The organism is Streptomyces sp. NPDC093111 (genome assembly GCF_040683955.1).
In the GTDB taxonomy this organism is placed as follows: Bacteria; Actinomycetota; Actinomycetes; order Streptomycetales; family Streptomycetaceae; genus Streptomyces.
This window is the reverse complement of sequence record NZ_JBFBNW010000003.1, coordinates 153,891-169,196: the sequence shown is the minus strand read 5'-3', so window position 1 is coordinate 169,196 and position 15,306 is coordinate 153,891. Positions and strand designations below refer to the sequence as shown.

The 15,306-nt window shown below is 71.8% G+C and carries 11 protein-coding genes; 6 read left to right on the top strand and 5 right to left on the bottom strand.

What is annotated here, in order from left to right:
- Nucleotides 1-8 precede the first annotated feature (8 nt).
- Both AB0Q96_RS05585 and AB0Q96_RS05580 read right to left on the bottom strand, forming a co-directional pair.
- Entirely contained in the window at nt 9-1,256 is a 1,248-nt protein-coding gene (locus AB0Q96_RS05585; protein ID WP_365322482.1) for an MFS transporter, read from the bottom strand.
- A 121-nt stretch (nt 1,257-1,377) separates the two neighbouring features.
- Nucleotides 1,378-1,941: a methylated-DNA--[protein]-cysteine S-methyltransferase gene (locus tag AB0Q96_RS05580; protein ID WP_365321963.1), complete on the bottom strand. Its 564-nt coding sequence runs from the start codon at nt 1,939-1,941 to the stop codon at nt 1,378-1,380.
- Nucleotides 1,942-2,097: 156 nt separating this feature from the next.
- Here AB0Q96_RS05580 and AB0Q96_RS05575 point away from each other — a divergent pair, with 156 nt between their 5' ends.
- The 5 genes from AB0Q96_RS05575 (at nt 2,098) to AB0Q96_RS05555 (ending at nt 9,048) form a co-directional block, all read left to right on the top strand.
- The gene (locus tag AB0Q96_RS05575; protein ID WP_365321961.1) at nt 2,098-3,006 is read left to right on the top strand and encodes an MHYT domain-containing protein; all 909 of its coding nucleotides are present in this window, start codon (nt 2,098-2,100) and stop codon (nt 3,004-3,006) included.
- A gap of 71 nt (nt 3,007-3,077) precedes the next feature.
- Nucleotides 3,078-5,210 (top strand): excinuclease ABC subunit UvrB, encoded by a 2,133-nt coding sequence (uvrB, locus tag AB0Q96_RS05570; RefSeq protein WP_365321960.1) that lies wholly within the window; start codon nt 3,078-3,080, stop codon nt 5,208-5,210.
- Nucleotides 5,211-5,338: 128 nt separating this feature from the next.
- Nucleotides 5,339-5,917 carry a TerD family protein gene (locus AB0Q96_RS05565; RefSeq protein ID WP_365321958.1) on the top strand — a complete coding sequence of 193 codons (579 nt, stop codon included), beginning with the start codon at nt 5,339-5,341 and terminating at the stop codon, nt 5,915-5,917.
- Between the two features lie 34 nt (nt 5,918-5,951).
- Nucleotides 5,952-7,817, top strand: a complete 1,866-nt coding sequence (locus tag AB0Q96_RS05560; protein WP_365321956.1) for a TerD family protein — start codon at nt 5,952-5,954, stop codon at nt 7,815-7,817.
- Between the two features lie 220 nt (nt 7,818-8,037).
- Complete coding sequence (locus tag AB0Q96_RS05555) at nt 8,038-9,048, top strand: TerC family protein (RefSeq protein WP_365321954.1); 1,011 nt, start codon at nt 8,038-8,040, stop codon at nt 9,046-9,048.
- Between the two features lie 238 nt (nt 9,049-9,286).
- Here AB0Q96_RS05555 and AB0Q96_RS05550 read toward each other — a convergent pair whose 3' ends face one another.
- From AB0Q96_RS05550 to AB0Q96_RS05540, 3 genes are all read right to left on the bottom strand, one after another.
- Entirely contained in the window at nt 9,287-10,585 is a 1,299-nt protein-coding gene (locus AB0Q96_RS05550) for an MFS transporter (RefSeq protein WP_365321952.1), read from the bottom strand.
- Nucleotides 10,586-10,668: 83 nt separating this feature from the next.
- A complete protein-coding gene (locus tag AB0Q96_RS05545) occupies nt 10,669-11,325 on the bottom strand; it encodes an MBL fold metallo-hydrolase (protein WP_365321950.1) in 657 nt (218 codons plus the stop codon).
- A 47-nt stretch (nt 11,326-11,372) separates the two neighbouring features.
- On the bottom strand, nt 11,373-12,065 hold the full coding sequence (locus AB0Q96_RS05540; protein WP_365321949.1) for a maleylpyruvate isomerase family mycothiol-dependent enzyme: 693 nt from the start codon (nt 12,063-12,065) through the stop codon (nt 11,373-11,375).
- A 166-nt stretch (nt 12,066-12,231) separates the two neighbouring features.
- Between AB0Q96_RS05540 and uvrA the strand changes: the two genes are divergently transcribed.
- Nucleotides 12,232-15,300, top strand: coding sequence for an excinuclease ABC subunit UvrA (uvrA, locus tag AB0Q96_RS05535; protein ID WP_365321947.1), 3,069 nt, complete (start codon nt 12,232-12,234; stop codon nt 15,298-15,300).
- Nucleotides 15,301-15,306 lie beyond the last annotated feature (6 nt).

The following is a 15,306-nucleotide window of genomic DNA, read 5'->3' as shown; positions in this document are numbered from 1 at the left end:
ACGCGCCCTCAGGCCCGCCGCACCGCGCCCCGCAGCGCCAGCAGCGCCATCGGTACCAGCAGGCACGCGCCCACCGCGTTCAGCCAGCCGTAACCCACCGTGGAGACGATGAGTCCCGCCGCCAGGCCGCCGACCCCGGCCGCGGTGTTCATGATGAAGTCGGAGAGCCCCTGGACCGCCGCCCGGGCGGCCTGTGGGACGGAGTCCGTCAGGAGGGCCGAACCGGAGACCAGCCCGGCCGACCAGCCGAGGCCGAGGACGAAGAGGCCGAGCGCGGTCTGCCCGTGGCTCGGCCCGGCCGTGCCCGCGAGGAGGGCCGCGACGGCGATCAGGGCGACGGCCAGGCCGATCACCGACAGCCGGCCGAGGCGGTCCGACAGCCAGCCCATCACCGGCGAGAACGCGTACATGCCCGCGATGTGTCCGCTGATCACCAGGCCGATCAGCCGGATGTCCGCCCCGTGGTGGCTGAGCGCGACCGGCGTCATCGACATGATCGACACCATCGCCGTGTGCGAGCCGGCCACGGTGACCAGGGCGATCCGGGCCCGCGAGGACTCCCGTACGGCCCGCAGCCCCGCCTTCAGGGAGCGGCCCTCCGCCGCCGCGTCGTCCTCGGGCCCGGCCAGTGCCCGGGCCGTCAGGAGCGGGTCGGGGCGCAGCAGCAGGGCCACCACGAGGGCCGAGATCACGAACACGCCGGACGCCCACACGAAGGGCCCGGCCGCCACCGGGATGCCGAGGCCCGCCACGCTCTCGCCGGCCGGGGCGGCGATGTTGGGGCCGAGGACGGCGCCGATGGTGGTGGCCCACACCACCGTGGAGATGGCCCGGGCCCGCCGGTCGGGCTCGGCCAGGTCGGCGGCGGCGAAGCGGGCCGCGAGGTTGGCCGAGGAACCGGCCCCGAAGCCGACCAGGCCGACGAGCAGCACCGGGAAGCTGTCCAGGACCGCGCCGAGGACGGCGACACCCGCGCCGACGGCGCCGACGAGATAGGCGAGGACGAGCCCGGCGCGCCGGCCCCGGGTCGACATCAGCGAGGCGAGCGGCATCGCGAGCAGGGCGGGCCCCGCCACCGAGGCCGTCGAGGCGAGCCCCGACAGCGCCTCCGTACCGCTGACCTCCTTGGCGAGGACCGCGGCCAGCGCCACTCCGGTGGCGATGCCCAGGCCGCCCAGGATCTGGGTGGCGATCAGCACGGCCTGGATGCGCCGGCGCAGCGCCGGGAGCCGCTCGGGGGAGAGGGGGCCGGACATCCCGGATATCTCGGTCGGCTGGAGCGCGTCAGGGGCGCCTGGCATGGTGGTCACTTACGCATAGTGCCAGCCTTCCCACAGCGTGGGAACGGCCGGGCCGCCCCGGGGGAGCGCCCCTGGCTCAGAAGAGCGGCTCCGGCAGCACGCCCTCCAGGGCGAGGAGCCGGCGCTTGGTCTCCAGACCCCCGCCGAAGCCCCCGATCCCGCCGTCGCTCTCCACCACCCGGTGGCACGGCACCACCACCGGCAGCGGATTGGCGCCCATCGCCGCGCCCACCGCCTGGGCCGCCCCGGGCTGCCCGACCCGTCGCGCCAGCTCCCCGTACCCCACCACCGAGCCGTACGGGACGCCCTCGGCGAGCTCGCGCAGGACCTGGCGGTTGAATCCGGTCACCAGCGACCAGTCCAGCTTGACGGCGAAGCCGCGCCGCCTCTCGCCGAAGTAGTCGGCGAGCTGCCGCACGGGCTCGGCCAGCAGGCCCTCCGCGCTCTCCACGAGCTCCCCGCCCAGGGCGCCCGCGAGCCGCTCCAGGGCCCGCTCCCGCACCCGGTCGTCGGCATGGAAGACCACACTCACCAGACCCCGCTCCGTCGCGGCGAGCAGCAGGGGACCGAGGGTGCTGGGCACCACCGTCCACTCCACCCGCCCGGTCGTCCGTCCCGACGCCGGCTTCTCGCTCTCCATGCCGATCACCGTACGACCCGGCACTGACAACCGGGCAGGTCAATTCCCGGACGGCATGGCCGAGGGGGCCCGCCTGCCGCCATAATCCGGTAGCACTACTCAGCGGTACCGACTGTTTTCGGACGACGTTGCACCAGGGGTGGAGGACAGACGCTCATGCAGGGCACGGTCGACGGATTCAGCTACGGACTCGTCACACCGGTGGCGGCCTTCCTCATGGCCTGCCTCGGAGGAGCGCTCGGACTGCGCTGCACCACGCGGTCGCTGCGCCACGACGACACCTTCAAGGCAGGCTGGCTCGCGCTCGGCGCCACCTCCATAGGCACCGGCATATGGACCATGCACTTCATCGCCATGATGGGCTTCTCCGTCCAGCAGGCCCCCATCAGCTACGACCGGCCCATCACCTTCGCCAGCCTCGGCGTCGCCGTCGTCATGGTGGGCATCGGCATCTTCATCGTGGGCTACCGCGGCGCCACCGCCCTGACCCTGGTCACCGGCGGCACCATCACAGGACTCGGCGTCGCCACCATGCACTACCTGGGCATGGCCGGCATGCGGCTGCACGGCCAGATCTCCTACGACACCCCCACCGTCGCCCTCTCCGTGGTCATCGCCGTCGTGGCCGCCACCGTCTCCCTCTGGGCGGCCGTCTCCATCCACGGCTTCCTCGCCAGCCTCGGCGCCAGCCTGGTGATGGGCCTGGCCGTCAGCGGCATGCACTACACCGCCATGGCGGCGGTCGACGTCGACCTGCACGGCACGCCCGCCCCCGGCACCGGCGACACCGCCACCTCGCTCCTGCTGCCCATGCTGATCGGGCCGGCCGTCTTCCTCCTGCTGGCCGCCGTCGTGGTCATGTTCGACCCGCTGCTCGTCATGGGCGAGCCCGACTGGCAGAAGCCCACGGCCCGTGGCGGCTACCGGCACGGCGCCCCCGGCGTGCCCGCCCCGCGCCGCGCCCCCGCGTACGGCGAGCCCGCGAACTGGTCGTCGTCCCGGCCCGCCGCCCGCACCGCCCGCAGGGGCGCCCACCGCGGCACCCACCGCTCCCAGGACTGGTGAACCGCCCGCCCCGGACGCGGCGCTGAGCCGATCACCGCCCGGCTGTCAGTGCCGGGTCGTACGGTGGTTCCATGCGGCCCGTTTCCAAGATCGAACGTACGGTGGCGCCCTTCGAGGTCGTCAGTCCCTACCAGCCCAGCGGCGACCAGCCCGCCGCCATCGCCGAGCTCGACCGGCGCGTCCGCGCCGGCGAGAAGGACGTCGTCCTGCTCGGCGCCACCGGTACCGGAAAGTCGGCGACGACCGCCTGGATGATCGAGAAGCTCCAGCGCCCCACCCTGGTGATGGCGCCGAACAAGACGCTCGCCGCCCAGCTGGCCAACGAGTTCCGCGAGCTCCTGCCCAACAACGCGGTCGAGTACTTCGTCTCGTACTACGACTACTACCAGCCCGAGGCGTACGTCCCGCAGTCCGACACCTACATCGAGAAGGACTCCTCGATCAACGAGGAGGTCGAGCGGCTGCGCCACTCCGCGACCAACTCGCTGCTGACCCGCCGCGACGTCATCGTCGTCGCCTCGGTCTCCTGCATCTACGGCCTCGGCACCCCCCAGGAGTACGTCGACCGGATGGTCGACCTCAAGGTCGGCGACGAGATCGACCGCGACCAGCTGCTGCGCCGCTTCGTCGACATCCAGTACACCCGCAACGACCTGGCGTTCACCCGCGGCACCTTCCGCGTCCGCGGCGACACCATCGAGATCTTCCCGGTCTACGAGGAGCTCGCCGTCCGCATCGAGATGTTCGGCGACGAGATCGAGGCGCTCTCCACGCTGCACCCGCTCACCGGCGAGGTCATCAGCGACGACCGGCAGCTGTACGTCTTCCCCGCCAGCCACTACGTCGCCGGCCCCGAGCGCATGGAGCGGGCCGTCAACGACATCGAGCGCGAGCTGGACCAGCGCCTCAAGGAGCTGGAGAAGCAGGGGAAGATGCTGGAGGCCCAGCGCCTGCGCATGCGGACCACGTACGACCTGGAGATGATGCGCCAGATCGGCTCCTGCTCCGGCATCGAGAACTACTCGATGCACTTCGACGGCCGCGAGCCCGGCTCCCCGCCCAACACCCTCCTGGACTACTTCCCGGAGGACTTCCTGCTCGTCATCGACGAGTCGCACGTCACCGTCCCGCAGATCGGCGCGATGTACGAGGGCGACGCCTCCCGCAAGCGCACCCTGGTCGACCACGGCTTCCGGCTCCCCTCGGCCCTCGACAACAGGCCGCTGAAGTGGGAGGAGTTCCAGAAGCGGATCGGCCAGACCGTCTACCTCTCCGCCACCCCCGGCACCTACGAGCTCTCCCGGGGCGACGGCTTCGTCGAGCAGATCATCCGCCCGACCGGACTCGTCGACCCCGAGGTCGTGGTCAAGCCCACCGAGGGCCAGATCGACGACCTGGTGCACGAGATCCGGCTGCGCACCGAGCGCGACGAGCGCGTGCTGGTCACCACCCTCACCAAGAAGATGGCCGAGGACCTCACGGACTACTTCCTGGAGCTCGGCATCCAGGTCCGCTATCTGCACAGCGACGTCGACACCCTGCGCCGGATCGAGCTGCTGCGCGAACTGCGGGCCGGCGAGTACGACGTGCTGGTCGGCATCAACCTGCTCCGCGAGGGCCTCGACCTGCCCGAGGTGTCCCTGGTCGCCATCCTCGACGCCGACAAGCAGGGCTTCCTGCGCTCCGGCACCTCGCTCATCCAGACCATCGGCCGCGCCGCGCGCAACGTCTCGGGCCAGGTCCACATGTACGCCGACACCATCACCCCGGCCATGGCACAGGCCATCGACGAGACCAACCGGCGCCGCGAGAAGCAGGTCGCCTACAACAAGGCCCACGGCATCGACCCGCAGCCGCTCCGCAAGAAGATCAACGACATCGTCGCCACCATCGCGCGCGAGGAGGTCGACACCGAGGAGCTGCTCGGCAGCGGCTACCGCAAGTCGAAGGACGGCAAGGGCGCCAAGGCCCCCGTCCCCTCGCTCGCCGCGCACGCCCCGAAGGGCAGGGCGGGCAAGCCCGGCTCCACCGTCGAGCTCGGCGACCGCCCCGCGACCGAACTGGCCTCGATCATCGAGGAGATGACCGACCGCATGAAGGCCGCCGCCGCCGAGCTCCAGTTCGAGGTCGCCGCGCGGCTGCGCGACGAGGTCTCCGAGCTGAAGAAGGAGCTGCGCCAGATGAAGGAGGCCGGACTGGCCTGACCGGCCGGTCGGCCGCCCGCGCACGGCGGCCCGGTGTGTTGCAAGACCGACACAAATCCGGGCCGCTCCCGGCGCGTTGTCAGTGCCCCTGCGTAGGGTGCTGCTCACACCGATGAGAGGGGCAGCGCGTGACGGTCAACATGACCAAGGGGCAGGCCATCAGCCTGGAGAAGAAGGACGGGGGCAGCCTCACGTCCGTGCGGATGGGCCTCGGCTGGCAGGCGGCGCCCCGCCGCGGCCTGTTCGGCTCGCGCACCCGCGAGATCGACCTGGACGCCTCCGCCGTGCTGTTCGCCGACAAGCAGCCGGTGGACGTGGTCTTCTTCCGTCACCTCGTCAGCGACGACGGCTCGGTCCGGCACACCGGTGACAACCTGGTGGGCGGCGTCGGCCAGGGCGGCGACGACGAGGCGATCCTGGTCGACCTCCAGCGCGTCCCGGTCCACATCGACCAGATCGTCTTCACGGTGAACTCCTTCACCGGTCAGACCTTCCAGGAGGTGCAGAACGCGTTCTGCCGCCTGGTCGACGAGACCAACGGCCAGGAGCTCGCCCGCTTCACGCTCCACGGCGGCGGCCAGTACACGGCCCAGATCATGGCCAAGGTGCACCGGGCCGGTTCGGGCTGGCAGATGACGGCCCTGGGCAACTCGGCCAACGGCCGCACCTTCCAGGACCTGATGCCGTCGATCTTCCCGGTCCTGTAAGCAGCACGTCCGCACGTACGGAGAGACACAGCAGATGACCGCCGAGCTGGTCCGGGGGCAGAACCACCCCCTGCCCCACACCCGTCTGGAGATCCGGGTCTCGGCCGGTCATCCGGTCCTCGCCGCGGTCACCCTGGTCGACGAAGGGGGACGCGTCCCCGGCCCCGGGGCTGTCGCCCACCCCGGGGCGACCGCGCTGCCCGGGGTCGAGGTGCCCCGGCAGGCCGCGACCGCGCACCGGCTCGCGGTCGACCTGGAGGCCGTCGAGGAGGCCGTCCACCGCGTCTGCGTCCTGCTCGCCCTGCCCGTCGGCGTCGAGGGCCCGCCCCGCTTCGGCGCCTCCGCCGCCCCCGTCGTCACCGTCACGGCACCCGACGGCACCGGCATCGCCGACTACACCCTCACCGGCCTGGACCGGGAGTCCGCGGTCGTCGCCCTGGAGCTCTACCGCCGCCAGGGCGCCTGGAAGGTCCGGGCCGTCGGCCAGGGGTACGAGGGCGGGCTCGCCGCGCTCCTCGCCGACCAGGGCCTGGACCGCCCCGCGGAGCTCGCCGGCTCGATCCTGGAAGCCGTCGCGCAGGGCCTGGCCCGCTCCGTCGCCGCACCGCCCCCGCGCCTCCCCGAGGCCGACCGGGTCCGGCAGCCCGCCCCGGCCGCGCCGGCCGCCCCCGGCGGGCCCATCGACTACACGCACCGGGGCCGCCGGCCCGCGCCCGACGCCGCCGTCCCGCCGCGACCCGAGCAGCCCCCGGCCGCGCCCGCCCACCCGGTCCCCGTCGCGGGCGACGCCACCGGCTGGTCCATGGACGAGCGCCTGTACAACCAGGTGTGGGGCATGTTCGAGGACCTGGCCCGCACGGCCGCCGCCTACCGCAGCGCCTGCCAGTTCGCCGAGTCCCGCCTCGACCAGGAGCTCGACCGGGTCCTGTCCGACCCGCGCGCCCGCATCGGCGGCGCCGGGGACGCCGCCCGGGCCGCGGCCCGGGCGAAGCACGACGAGCTCACCGCCCGCGCCCAGGAGGCGCTCGACCGCGACCTGGCGCAGCTCACCGCCGAGTCCGAGGTCGTCGAGCCGGCCCTGCCCGCCGCCTACGCCCGCTGGGACAGCCCCGTCTGGCAGGCCTACCGGGTCCCGATGGAGGCGCCGATGGCCGTCCGACTCGGTGACCTCCACCTCCCCGAGCGCACCGGGCTGCGCATCCCGTTCCTGGCCCGGCTGCCGCTGGCCCGCGGGCTCTGGGTGGACTCGGGGCGCGGCCACGGCGAGGCCGCCGCCCTCCTCGACGAGGCCGAGCTGCGCACGCTCGCCCTGGACACGGCCGTCGCGCTGGTGGCCAGGCTGGTCGCGGTGTATCCGACGGACGGCTTCCGGGTGCGGGTGATCGACCCGGCCGGCGCGGGCGCGGGCGCGTTCGCCCCGCTGGTGGAGTCCGGGGTGCTGGCCGGCCCGCCCGCGGCCGGTGCCGCCGGGGTCTCGGCCTGCCTCGCCCAGCTCACCGAGCGGGTGGACCTGCTGCAGATGGCGCTCCGCGCCGGTGCCGCCGACGACCTGCCGCCCGGCGTCGACACGGCCGAGCACCTCCTCGTCGTGCACGACTTCCCGCACGGTTTCGACGACCGGGCGGTGAACCAGCTGCGCTACCTCGCCGACGAGGGCCCGGAGGTCGGCCTGCACCTGCTGATGGTCGCGGACCGGGCGGACGCCGCCGCGTACGGGCCGGTGCTCGATCCGCTGTGGCGCTCGCTGACGCGGCTCACGCCGGTGCCCGAGGACCACCTCGCCAATCCCTGGGTCGGTCATGCCTGGACGTACGAGCCGCCGAGGGTCCCCCAGGGCAGCGCGGTGTTGCGGCAGGTGCTCTCCCAGGTGGCCGACGCCCGTCGGCAATGGGGGGCCTGACCTGCGGGTTTGGACTGGCTTTACCTATCTCTTTACCTTCCCTTGGGTTTTCGGGTACTCTTTTTCACGCGGAGGGGAGTACTCCCCAAGCGCGACGTGCCCGTCAGTACGGACGGATCCGATGATCTGATCCCGGGGCGTCGGCCCGGGCCGTGCCCGGGTGGAAGAGACCTCCGGCAGCGACGACGCTGATCACAAGCCGTACGACGCCGGAGGCGCAGTGGACGTTTCGATGACCCTTTGGGTGCTGACCATTCTCGGTCTGGTTGCCCTGATCGCGGTCGACTTCTTCATCGGGCGCAAGCCCCATGACGTGTCGGTGAAGGAAGCCGGAATCTGGACGATCGTCTGGGTCGTCCTCGCCGTGCTCTTCGGAATCGGCCTGCTGGTGTTCGGGAACAGTCAGGCGGCCGGGGAGTTCTTCGCCGGCTACGTCACCGAGAAGTCGCTCAGTGTCGACAACCTCTTCGTGTTCATCCTGATCATGGCGAAGTTCTCGGTCCCCTCCCACCTCCAGCAGCGCGTGCTGCTCGTGGGCGTGGTGATCGCCCTGGTGCTCCGCACGGTCTTCATCGTCGCCGGCGCCGCGGTCATCGCGAACTTCTCGTGGGTCTTCTACATCTTCGGCGCGTTCCTGATCTACACCGCCTGGAAGCTCATCCAGGAGGCGCGCGCCGACGAGGACGAGGAGGAATGGGAGGAGAACCGTCTCCTCAAGTCCGTCGAGAAGAAGTTCGGCGTCGCGGACAAGTACCACGGCACCAAGCTCTTCATCCGGGTCAACGGCAAGCGCGTCCTGACCCCGCTGATGATCGTCATGCTCGCCATCGGCACCACGGACATCCTCTTCGCCCTGGACTCCATCCCGGCGATCTTCGGCCTGACCCAGGACCCGTACATCGTCTTCACCGCCAACGCCTTCGCCCTCATGGGCCTGCGGCAGCTGTACTTCCTGATCGGCGGCCTGCTGAAGAAGCTGGTCCACCTCAGCTACGGCCTGTCGGTGATCCTCGGCTTCATCGGCGTGAAGCTCGTCCTGCACGCCCTGCACGAGTCCGGGGTGCACGTCCCGGAGATCTCCATCGCGTTCTCGCTCGCGGTCATCGGCGGTGTCCTGGTCATCACCACGATCACGAGCCTCATCGCTTCCAAGAAGCAGGCGCAGCGTGAGGCCGCCGAGGCCCCGGCGGTCGACGCCGGCGAGGCCGAGAAGGACAGCGTCGGAGCCTGACACCCGACGCGAGCAGGGGCCGGTACGAGTTGGTGTCACGCCACTCGTACCGGCCCCTGTGCCGTTTCCCGCGCCGCTAGGCCGTCTCTTCCGGATCGTGCCGGGCTCGCGGCGCCCCGCACGCACGCTCGCCGCGTTGTCGTCGGTCGTCGATGCTCCGCATGGACTCCCTCCTCCGCCTTGCGATCGCACGCACCGGACACCGCTCCCTGATCCGGCCCGATCCGGAAGAAACGGCCTAGGCGGGCTCAGGCTCCGGCTCGGGAGCGGGCTCCGGCGCGGCGGCCCGTGAGGGCAGCGTCTCCGGGAGCAGGGCGAAACAGCCCAGGCTCACCAGCGCCACCACCGTCAGATAGGCCGCCACGCCCCACGGCGGCCCCTCGCCGCCCTGGGAGAGCGCGGTCGCCACGATCGGGGTGAGCGCCCCGCCGAGCACGCCGGCCAGGTTGTAGCCGACGGCCGCGCCCGTGCAGCGCACCCGCGGCTCGTACAGCTCGGGAAGGTACGCGGCGACCACCGAGAACATGGTGATGAACGCGAGCAGCGAACCGAGGAAGCCCAGGAACATCAGCAGCGGCACCGCGGTGTGCAGCAGTGCCACCATCGGGAACATCCACACCGCCGAGGCCGCGCAGCCCGCCAGGCAGAGCGTCCGGCGCCCGTAGCGGTCGCCGAGCATCGCCGCGAACGGGGTCACCGCCCCCTTGATCGCCACCGCCGACATCACGCAGACCAGCATCACCGTGCTGGGCACGCCGAGCCGTTCGGTGCCGTAGGTCAGCGCCCAGGTGGAGACCGTGTAGAAGACGGCGTAGCCGACCGCCAGCGCGCCCGCCGTCAGCAGCACGAGCCGCCAGTGCCCGCGGAACACCTCGGTCAGCGGCGCCTCCGCCCGCTGCCCCGAGGCGGCCAGCTTCTCGAACGCGGGCGTCTCGGCGAGCGAGGAGCGCAGGCCGAGGCCGGCCGCGGCGAGCAGCCCGGCGGCCCAGAACGGCACCCGCCAGCCCCAGGAGCGGAACTCGGCGTCGCTCAGCCCGGCCGTCAGCGCCAGCATCACGCCGTTCGCCAGCAGGAAGCCGACCGCCGGCCCGATCTGCGGGAAGCTGGCCCACAGCGCCCGCCGCCGCTCCGGGGCGTGCTCGGCGGTGAGCAGCACCGCCCCGCCCCACTCGCCGCCGAGGCCGAGCCCCTGGAGGAAGCGCAGGACGAGCAGGAGCAGGGGTGCGGCGATGCCGATGCTCTCGTACGTCGGGACGCAGCCGACGGCGACCGTGGCGCAGCCGGTGAGCAGCAGCGAGGCGAAGAGCACCGGCCGCCGCCCGTAGCGGTCGCCGACGTGTCCGAAGAGGACCGAGCCGAGCGGGCGGGAGACGAAGCCGATCGCGAAGGTGCCGAAGGCCGCCAGGGTGCCGGCGAGGGGCGAGAAGTTCGGGAAGAAGAGCGGGCCGAGGACGAGCGCGGCGGCGGTCCCGTAGACGAAGAAGTCGAAGAACTCGATGGCGGTGCCGACGAGTGAGGCGGCGGCGAGCCGCCCCATCGACGGAGAGTGACTGTGGCGCATGTGGCGCCAACTACCCGCCCGCCGTCCCGGTTACGGGGGCGTGCGGGGGCACGTCGGGATCACCAGCCGCGCTCGCGCCACTCCTCCAGGTGCGGGCGCTCGTCACCCAGCGTGGTGTCGTCGCCGTGGCCGGGGTAGACCCAGGTCTCGTCCGGCAGCGCGCCGAAGAGCTTGGTCTCGACGTCGTGGATCAGGCTCGCGAATGCCTCCGCGTCGCCCCAGGTGCCGCCGACGCCGCCCGGGAAGAGGCAGTCGCCGGTGAAGAGGTGCGGGTGGCCGTGCGGGTCGTCGTAGACCAGCGCGATCGAGCCCGGCGTGTGGCCGACCAGGCGCCGCGCGGTGAGCTCGACCCGGCCGACCGTGACCGTGTCGCCGTCCTCGACGCGGACGTCGGTGGGCACGTCGATGCCCTCCGCGTCGTACGCCCCGGCGTACGTGCGCGCGCCGGTGGCCTCGACGACCTCGGCCAGGGCCTGCCAGTGGTCGCCGTGCTGGTGGGTGGTGACGACGGACGCGATGCCGTCGTCACCGATCAGCGTGAGCAGGGTCCCGGCCTCGGCGGCCGCGTCGATCAGCAGCTGCTCGCCGGTCGCCCGGCAGCGCAGCAGGTACGCGTTGTTGTTCATCGTGCCGACCGCGACCTTCGAGATCATCAGGTCGGTCAGCTCGTGCACGTCCGCAGGTCCGCCGACCTTCACCGCTCCGCTGTACGTCATGGCCTCAGCCTATCCCCGGGGCACGGCGCCCGGGGCGGCAACGGCGGCTACAGGGGCGGGAGCTGGGGGAGCGGGCCGCCCTCGGTGACGAGCGCCGCGCCCTTGTCGCCGCGCCCGGCCAGCCAGCCCAGGAGCTCGTCCAGGGAGCCGGTGACGGTCACCGGGGTGCCCTCGGTGCCCCCGGTCCGGCCGCGGTCGGTGCCGTCCGGGGTGCGCAGGGTGACCGGGGGCACCTCGGGGCGGCCGGACCAGCGGTCGGCGAGGAAGGCGGTCTCGCGCAGCAGGAACTCCTCCGGGAGGTCGCCGAGCTCGTAGCCGGCGCCCAGGTCGACGTGGTGCAGGGCCACCTCGACCCAGCGGCGGAAGGGCACCCGGGAGGCGCTGTCGGTGACGCCGTTGCGCAGCTCCACGGTCCGGTCCCAGGCGGCGGGCTCGGCGCAGACGGCCTGGAAGCGCTCCGCGGTGGCGCGCAGGTCGCCGAGCTGCACGTCGAGGGGGCGGCCGGCGTCCCGCTCGATGTCGGCGTCACGGGTCTCGCCGTCCTCGTACATCGGCAGGCCCTGGAGCACGTTCACCAGAGCGTCGGCGTTGCGGGCGAGGTGGGCGAGGACGTGGCCGCGGCTCCAGCCCGGAAGCCGTGACGGCTCGGCGAGAGCCGCGTTGTCCCAGGAGGCGGCCGCGTCGAGGAGCCGGTCGGTCGCCTCGCGCACGGAGGTCAGGTCACGCACATGGTCGATCATGGCGCAGACCCTAGCGCCGCCGGGGTGTCGCCACTCGTTCGGGTGAAGAGGGCAGCGGAACGCCGGAAATCGAATGTGCGTGCTATAAGCTCGGTGGAAGCATCCGGCATCCTTGGTTGTTGGGTGTTCAGGCACATCCGCTCTCTGAAGAAAGGTGCGGACCGGCGTGGCCGACCGTCTCATCGTCCGTGGCGCTCGTGAGCACAACCTCAAGAACGTCTCGCTCGACCTCCCCCGTGACTCCCTGATCGTCTTCACCGGGCTCTCCGGGTCGGGCAAGTCCTCCCTCGCGTTCGACACGATCTTCGCCGAGGGGCAGCGCCGGTACGTCGAGTCGCTCTCCTCCTACGCCCGCCAGTTCCTCGGCCAGATGGACAAGCCGGACGTCGACTTCATCGAAGGTCTGTCGCCCGCCGTCTCCATCGACCAGAAGTCGACCTCGCGCAACCCGCGCTCGACGGTCGGCACGATCACCGAGGTCTACGACTACCTCCGGCTGCTCTTCGCCCGCATCGGCAAGCCGCACTGTCCCGAGTGCCGCCGGCCGATCTCCCGCCAGTCGCCGCAGGCCATCGTCGACAAGGTCCTGGAGCTGCCCGAGGGCAGCCGCTTCCAGGTCCTGTCGCCGCTGGTGCGCGAGCGCAAGGGCGAGTTCGTCGACCTCTTCGCCGACCTCCAGACCAAGGGCTACAGCCGCGCCCGGGTGGACGGGCAGACGATCCAGCTCAGCGAGCCGCCGACCCTGAAGAAGCAGGAGAAGCACACGATCGAGGTGGTCATCGACCGCCTGACCGTGAAGGACAGCGCCAAGCGACGCCTCACCGACTCGGTCGAGACCGCGCTCGGGCTCTCCGGCGGCATGGTCGTGCTCGACTTCGTCGACCTCGCCGAGGACGACCCCGAGCGCGAGCGGATGTACTCGGAGCACCTCTACTGCCCGTACGACGACCTGTCCTTCGAGGAGCTGGAGCCGCGCTCCTTCTCCTTCAACTCGCCCTTCGGCGCCTGCCCGGACTGCACCGGCATCGGCACCCGCATGGAGGTCGACCCCGAGCTGGTCGTCCCCGACGAGGAGAAGTCCCTCGACGAGGGCGCCATCCACCCCTGGTCGCACGGCCACACCAAGGAGTACTTCGGCCGGCTCATCGGCGGCCTCTCCCAGGCGCTGGGCTTCCGCACCGACATCCCGTACGCCGGGCTGCCGCAGCGGGCCAAGAAGGCCCTCATGTACGGCCACAAGACCCAGGTCGAGGTCCGCTACCGCAACCGGTACGGCCGCGAGCGGGCCTACACCACCCCCGCCTTCGAGGGCGCCGTCTCCTTCGTGAAGCGGCGGCACAGCGAGGCCGAGAGCGACTCCAGCCGCGAGCGCTTCGAGGGCTACATGCGCGAGGTGCCCTGCCCCACCTGCGAGGGCACCCGCCTCAAGCCGATCGTGCTCGCGGTCACCGTGATGGACAAGTCCATCGCCGAGGTCTCCGCGATGTCGATCAGCGACTGCGCCGAGTTCCTCGGCCGCCTCACCCTCAACGCGCGCGACAAGAAGATCGCCGAGCGGGTCCTGAAGGAGGTCAACGAGCGGCTGCGCTTCCTCGTCGACGTCGGCCTCGACTACCTCTCGCTCAACCGGGCCGCCGGCACCCTCTCCGGCGGCGAGGCCCAGCGCATCCGGCTCGCCACCCAGATCGGCTCCGGCCTGGTCGGCGTGCTCTACGTGCTCGACGAGCCGTCCATCGGCCTGCACCAGCGCGACAACCACCGGCTGATCGAGACTCTGGTCCGGCTCCGCGACATGGGCAACACGCTCATCGTCGTCGAGCACGACGAGGACACCATCAAGATCGCCGACTGGGTCGTCGACATCGGCCCCGGCGCCGGTGAGCACGGCGGCAAGGTGGTCCACTCCGGCCCCTTGAAGGAGCTCCTCGCCAACGAGGAGTCGATGACCGGGCAGTACCTGTCCGGCCGCAGGGCCATCGCGACCCCGGACGTCCGCCGCCCCGTGGACCCCTCGCGCCGCCTCACCGTGCACGGCGCCCGCGAGAACAACCTGCGGGACATCGACGTCTCCTTCCCGCTGGGCGTCCTCACCGCCGTCACCGGAGTCTCCGGATCCGGCAAGTCGACCCTGGTCAACGACATCCTCTACACCCACCTGGCGCGCGAGCTCAACGGCGCCAAGTCGGTGCCCGGACGGCACACCCGGGTGGACGGCGACGACCTCGTCGACAAGGTCGTGCACGTCGACCAGTCGCCCATCGGCCGCACCCCGCGGTCGAACCCGGCGACGTACACCGGCGTCTTCGACCACGTCCGCAGGCTCTTCGCGGAGACCATGGAGGCGAAGGTCCGCGGCTATCTGCCCGGCCGCTTCTCCTTCAACGTCAAGGGCGGCCGCTGCGAGAACTGCTCCGGCGACGGCACCATCAAGATCGAGATGAACTTCCTCCCGGACGTCTACGTCCCGTGCGAGGTCTGCCACGGCGCCCGGTACAACCGGGAGACCCTGGAGGTCCACTACAAGGGCAAGTCCATCGCCGAGGTCCTGGACATGCCGATCGAGGAGGCCCTGGACTTCTTCGAGGCCGTCCCGACCATCGCCCGCCATCTGCGCACGCTCCACGAGGTCGGCCTCGGGTACGTCCGACTCGGTCAGTCCGCGCCGACCCTCTCCGGCGGCGAGGCCCAGCGCGTCAAGCTGGCCTCCGAGCTCCAGAAGCGCTCCACGGGCCGCACGGTCTACGTCCTGGACGAGCCGACCACCGGCCTCCACTTCGAGGACATCTCGAAGCTGATCAAGGTCCTCTCCGGTCTCGTCGACAAGGGGAACTCGGTGATCGTCATCGAGCACAACCTGGACGTCATCAAGACCGCGGACTGGCTCATCGACATGGGCCCCGAGGGCGGCAGCGGCGGCGGCATCGTCGTCGCCGAGGGCACGCCCGAGGCGGTCGCCTCGGTCCCGGCCAGCCACACCGGCAAGTTCCTCCGCGAGGTCCTGGGCGCCGACCGGGTCAGCGACGCCACGGCCCCGGCCGCGCGGAGCGCCAGGAAGACCCCCGCGAAGAAGGCGGCGGGCACCAAGGCGACGGCCACCAAGACGGCCGCCACCAAGACGGCCGCCACCAAGACGGCCGCCACCAAGACCGCCGCGGCCAAGACCGCCGCCAAGAAGGCCGCGCCGGCGAAGAAGACCGCCGCGAAGAAGACGGCCTCCAGGACCCGCAAGGCCTGACGGGCG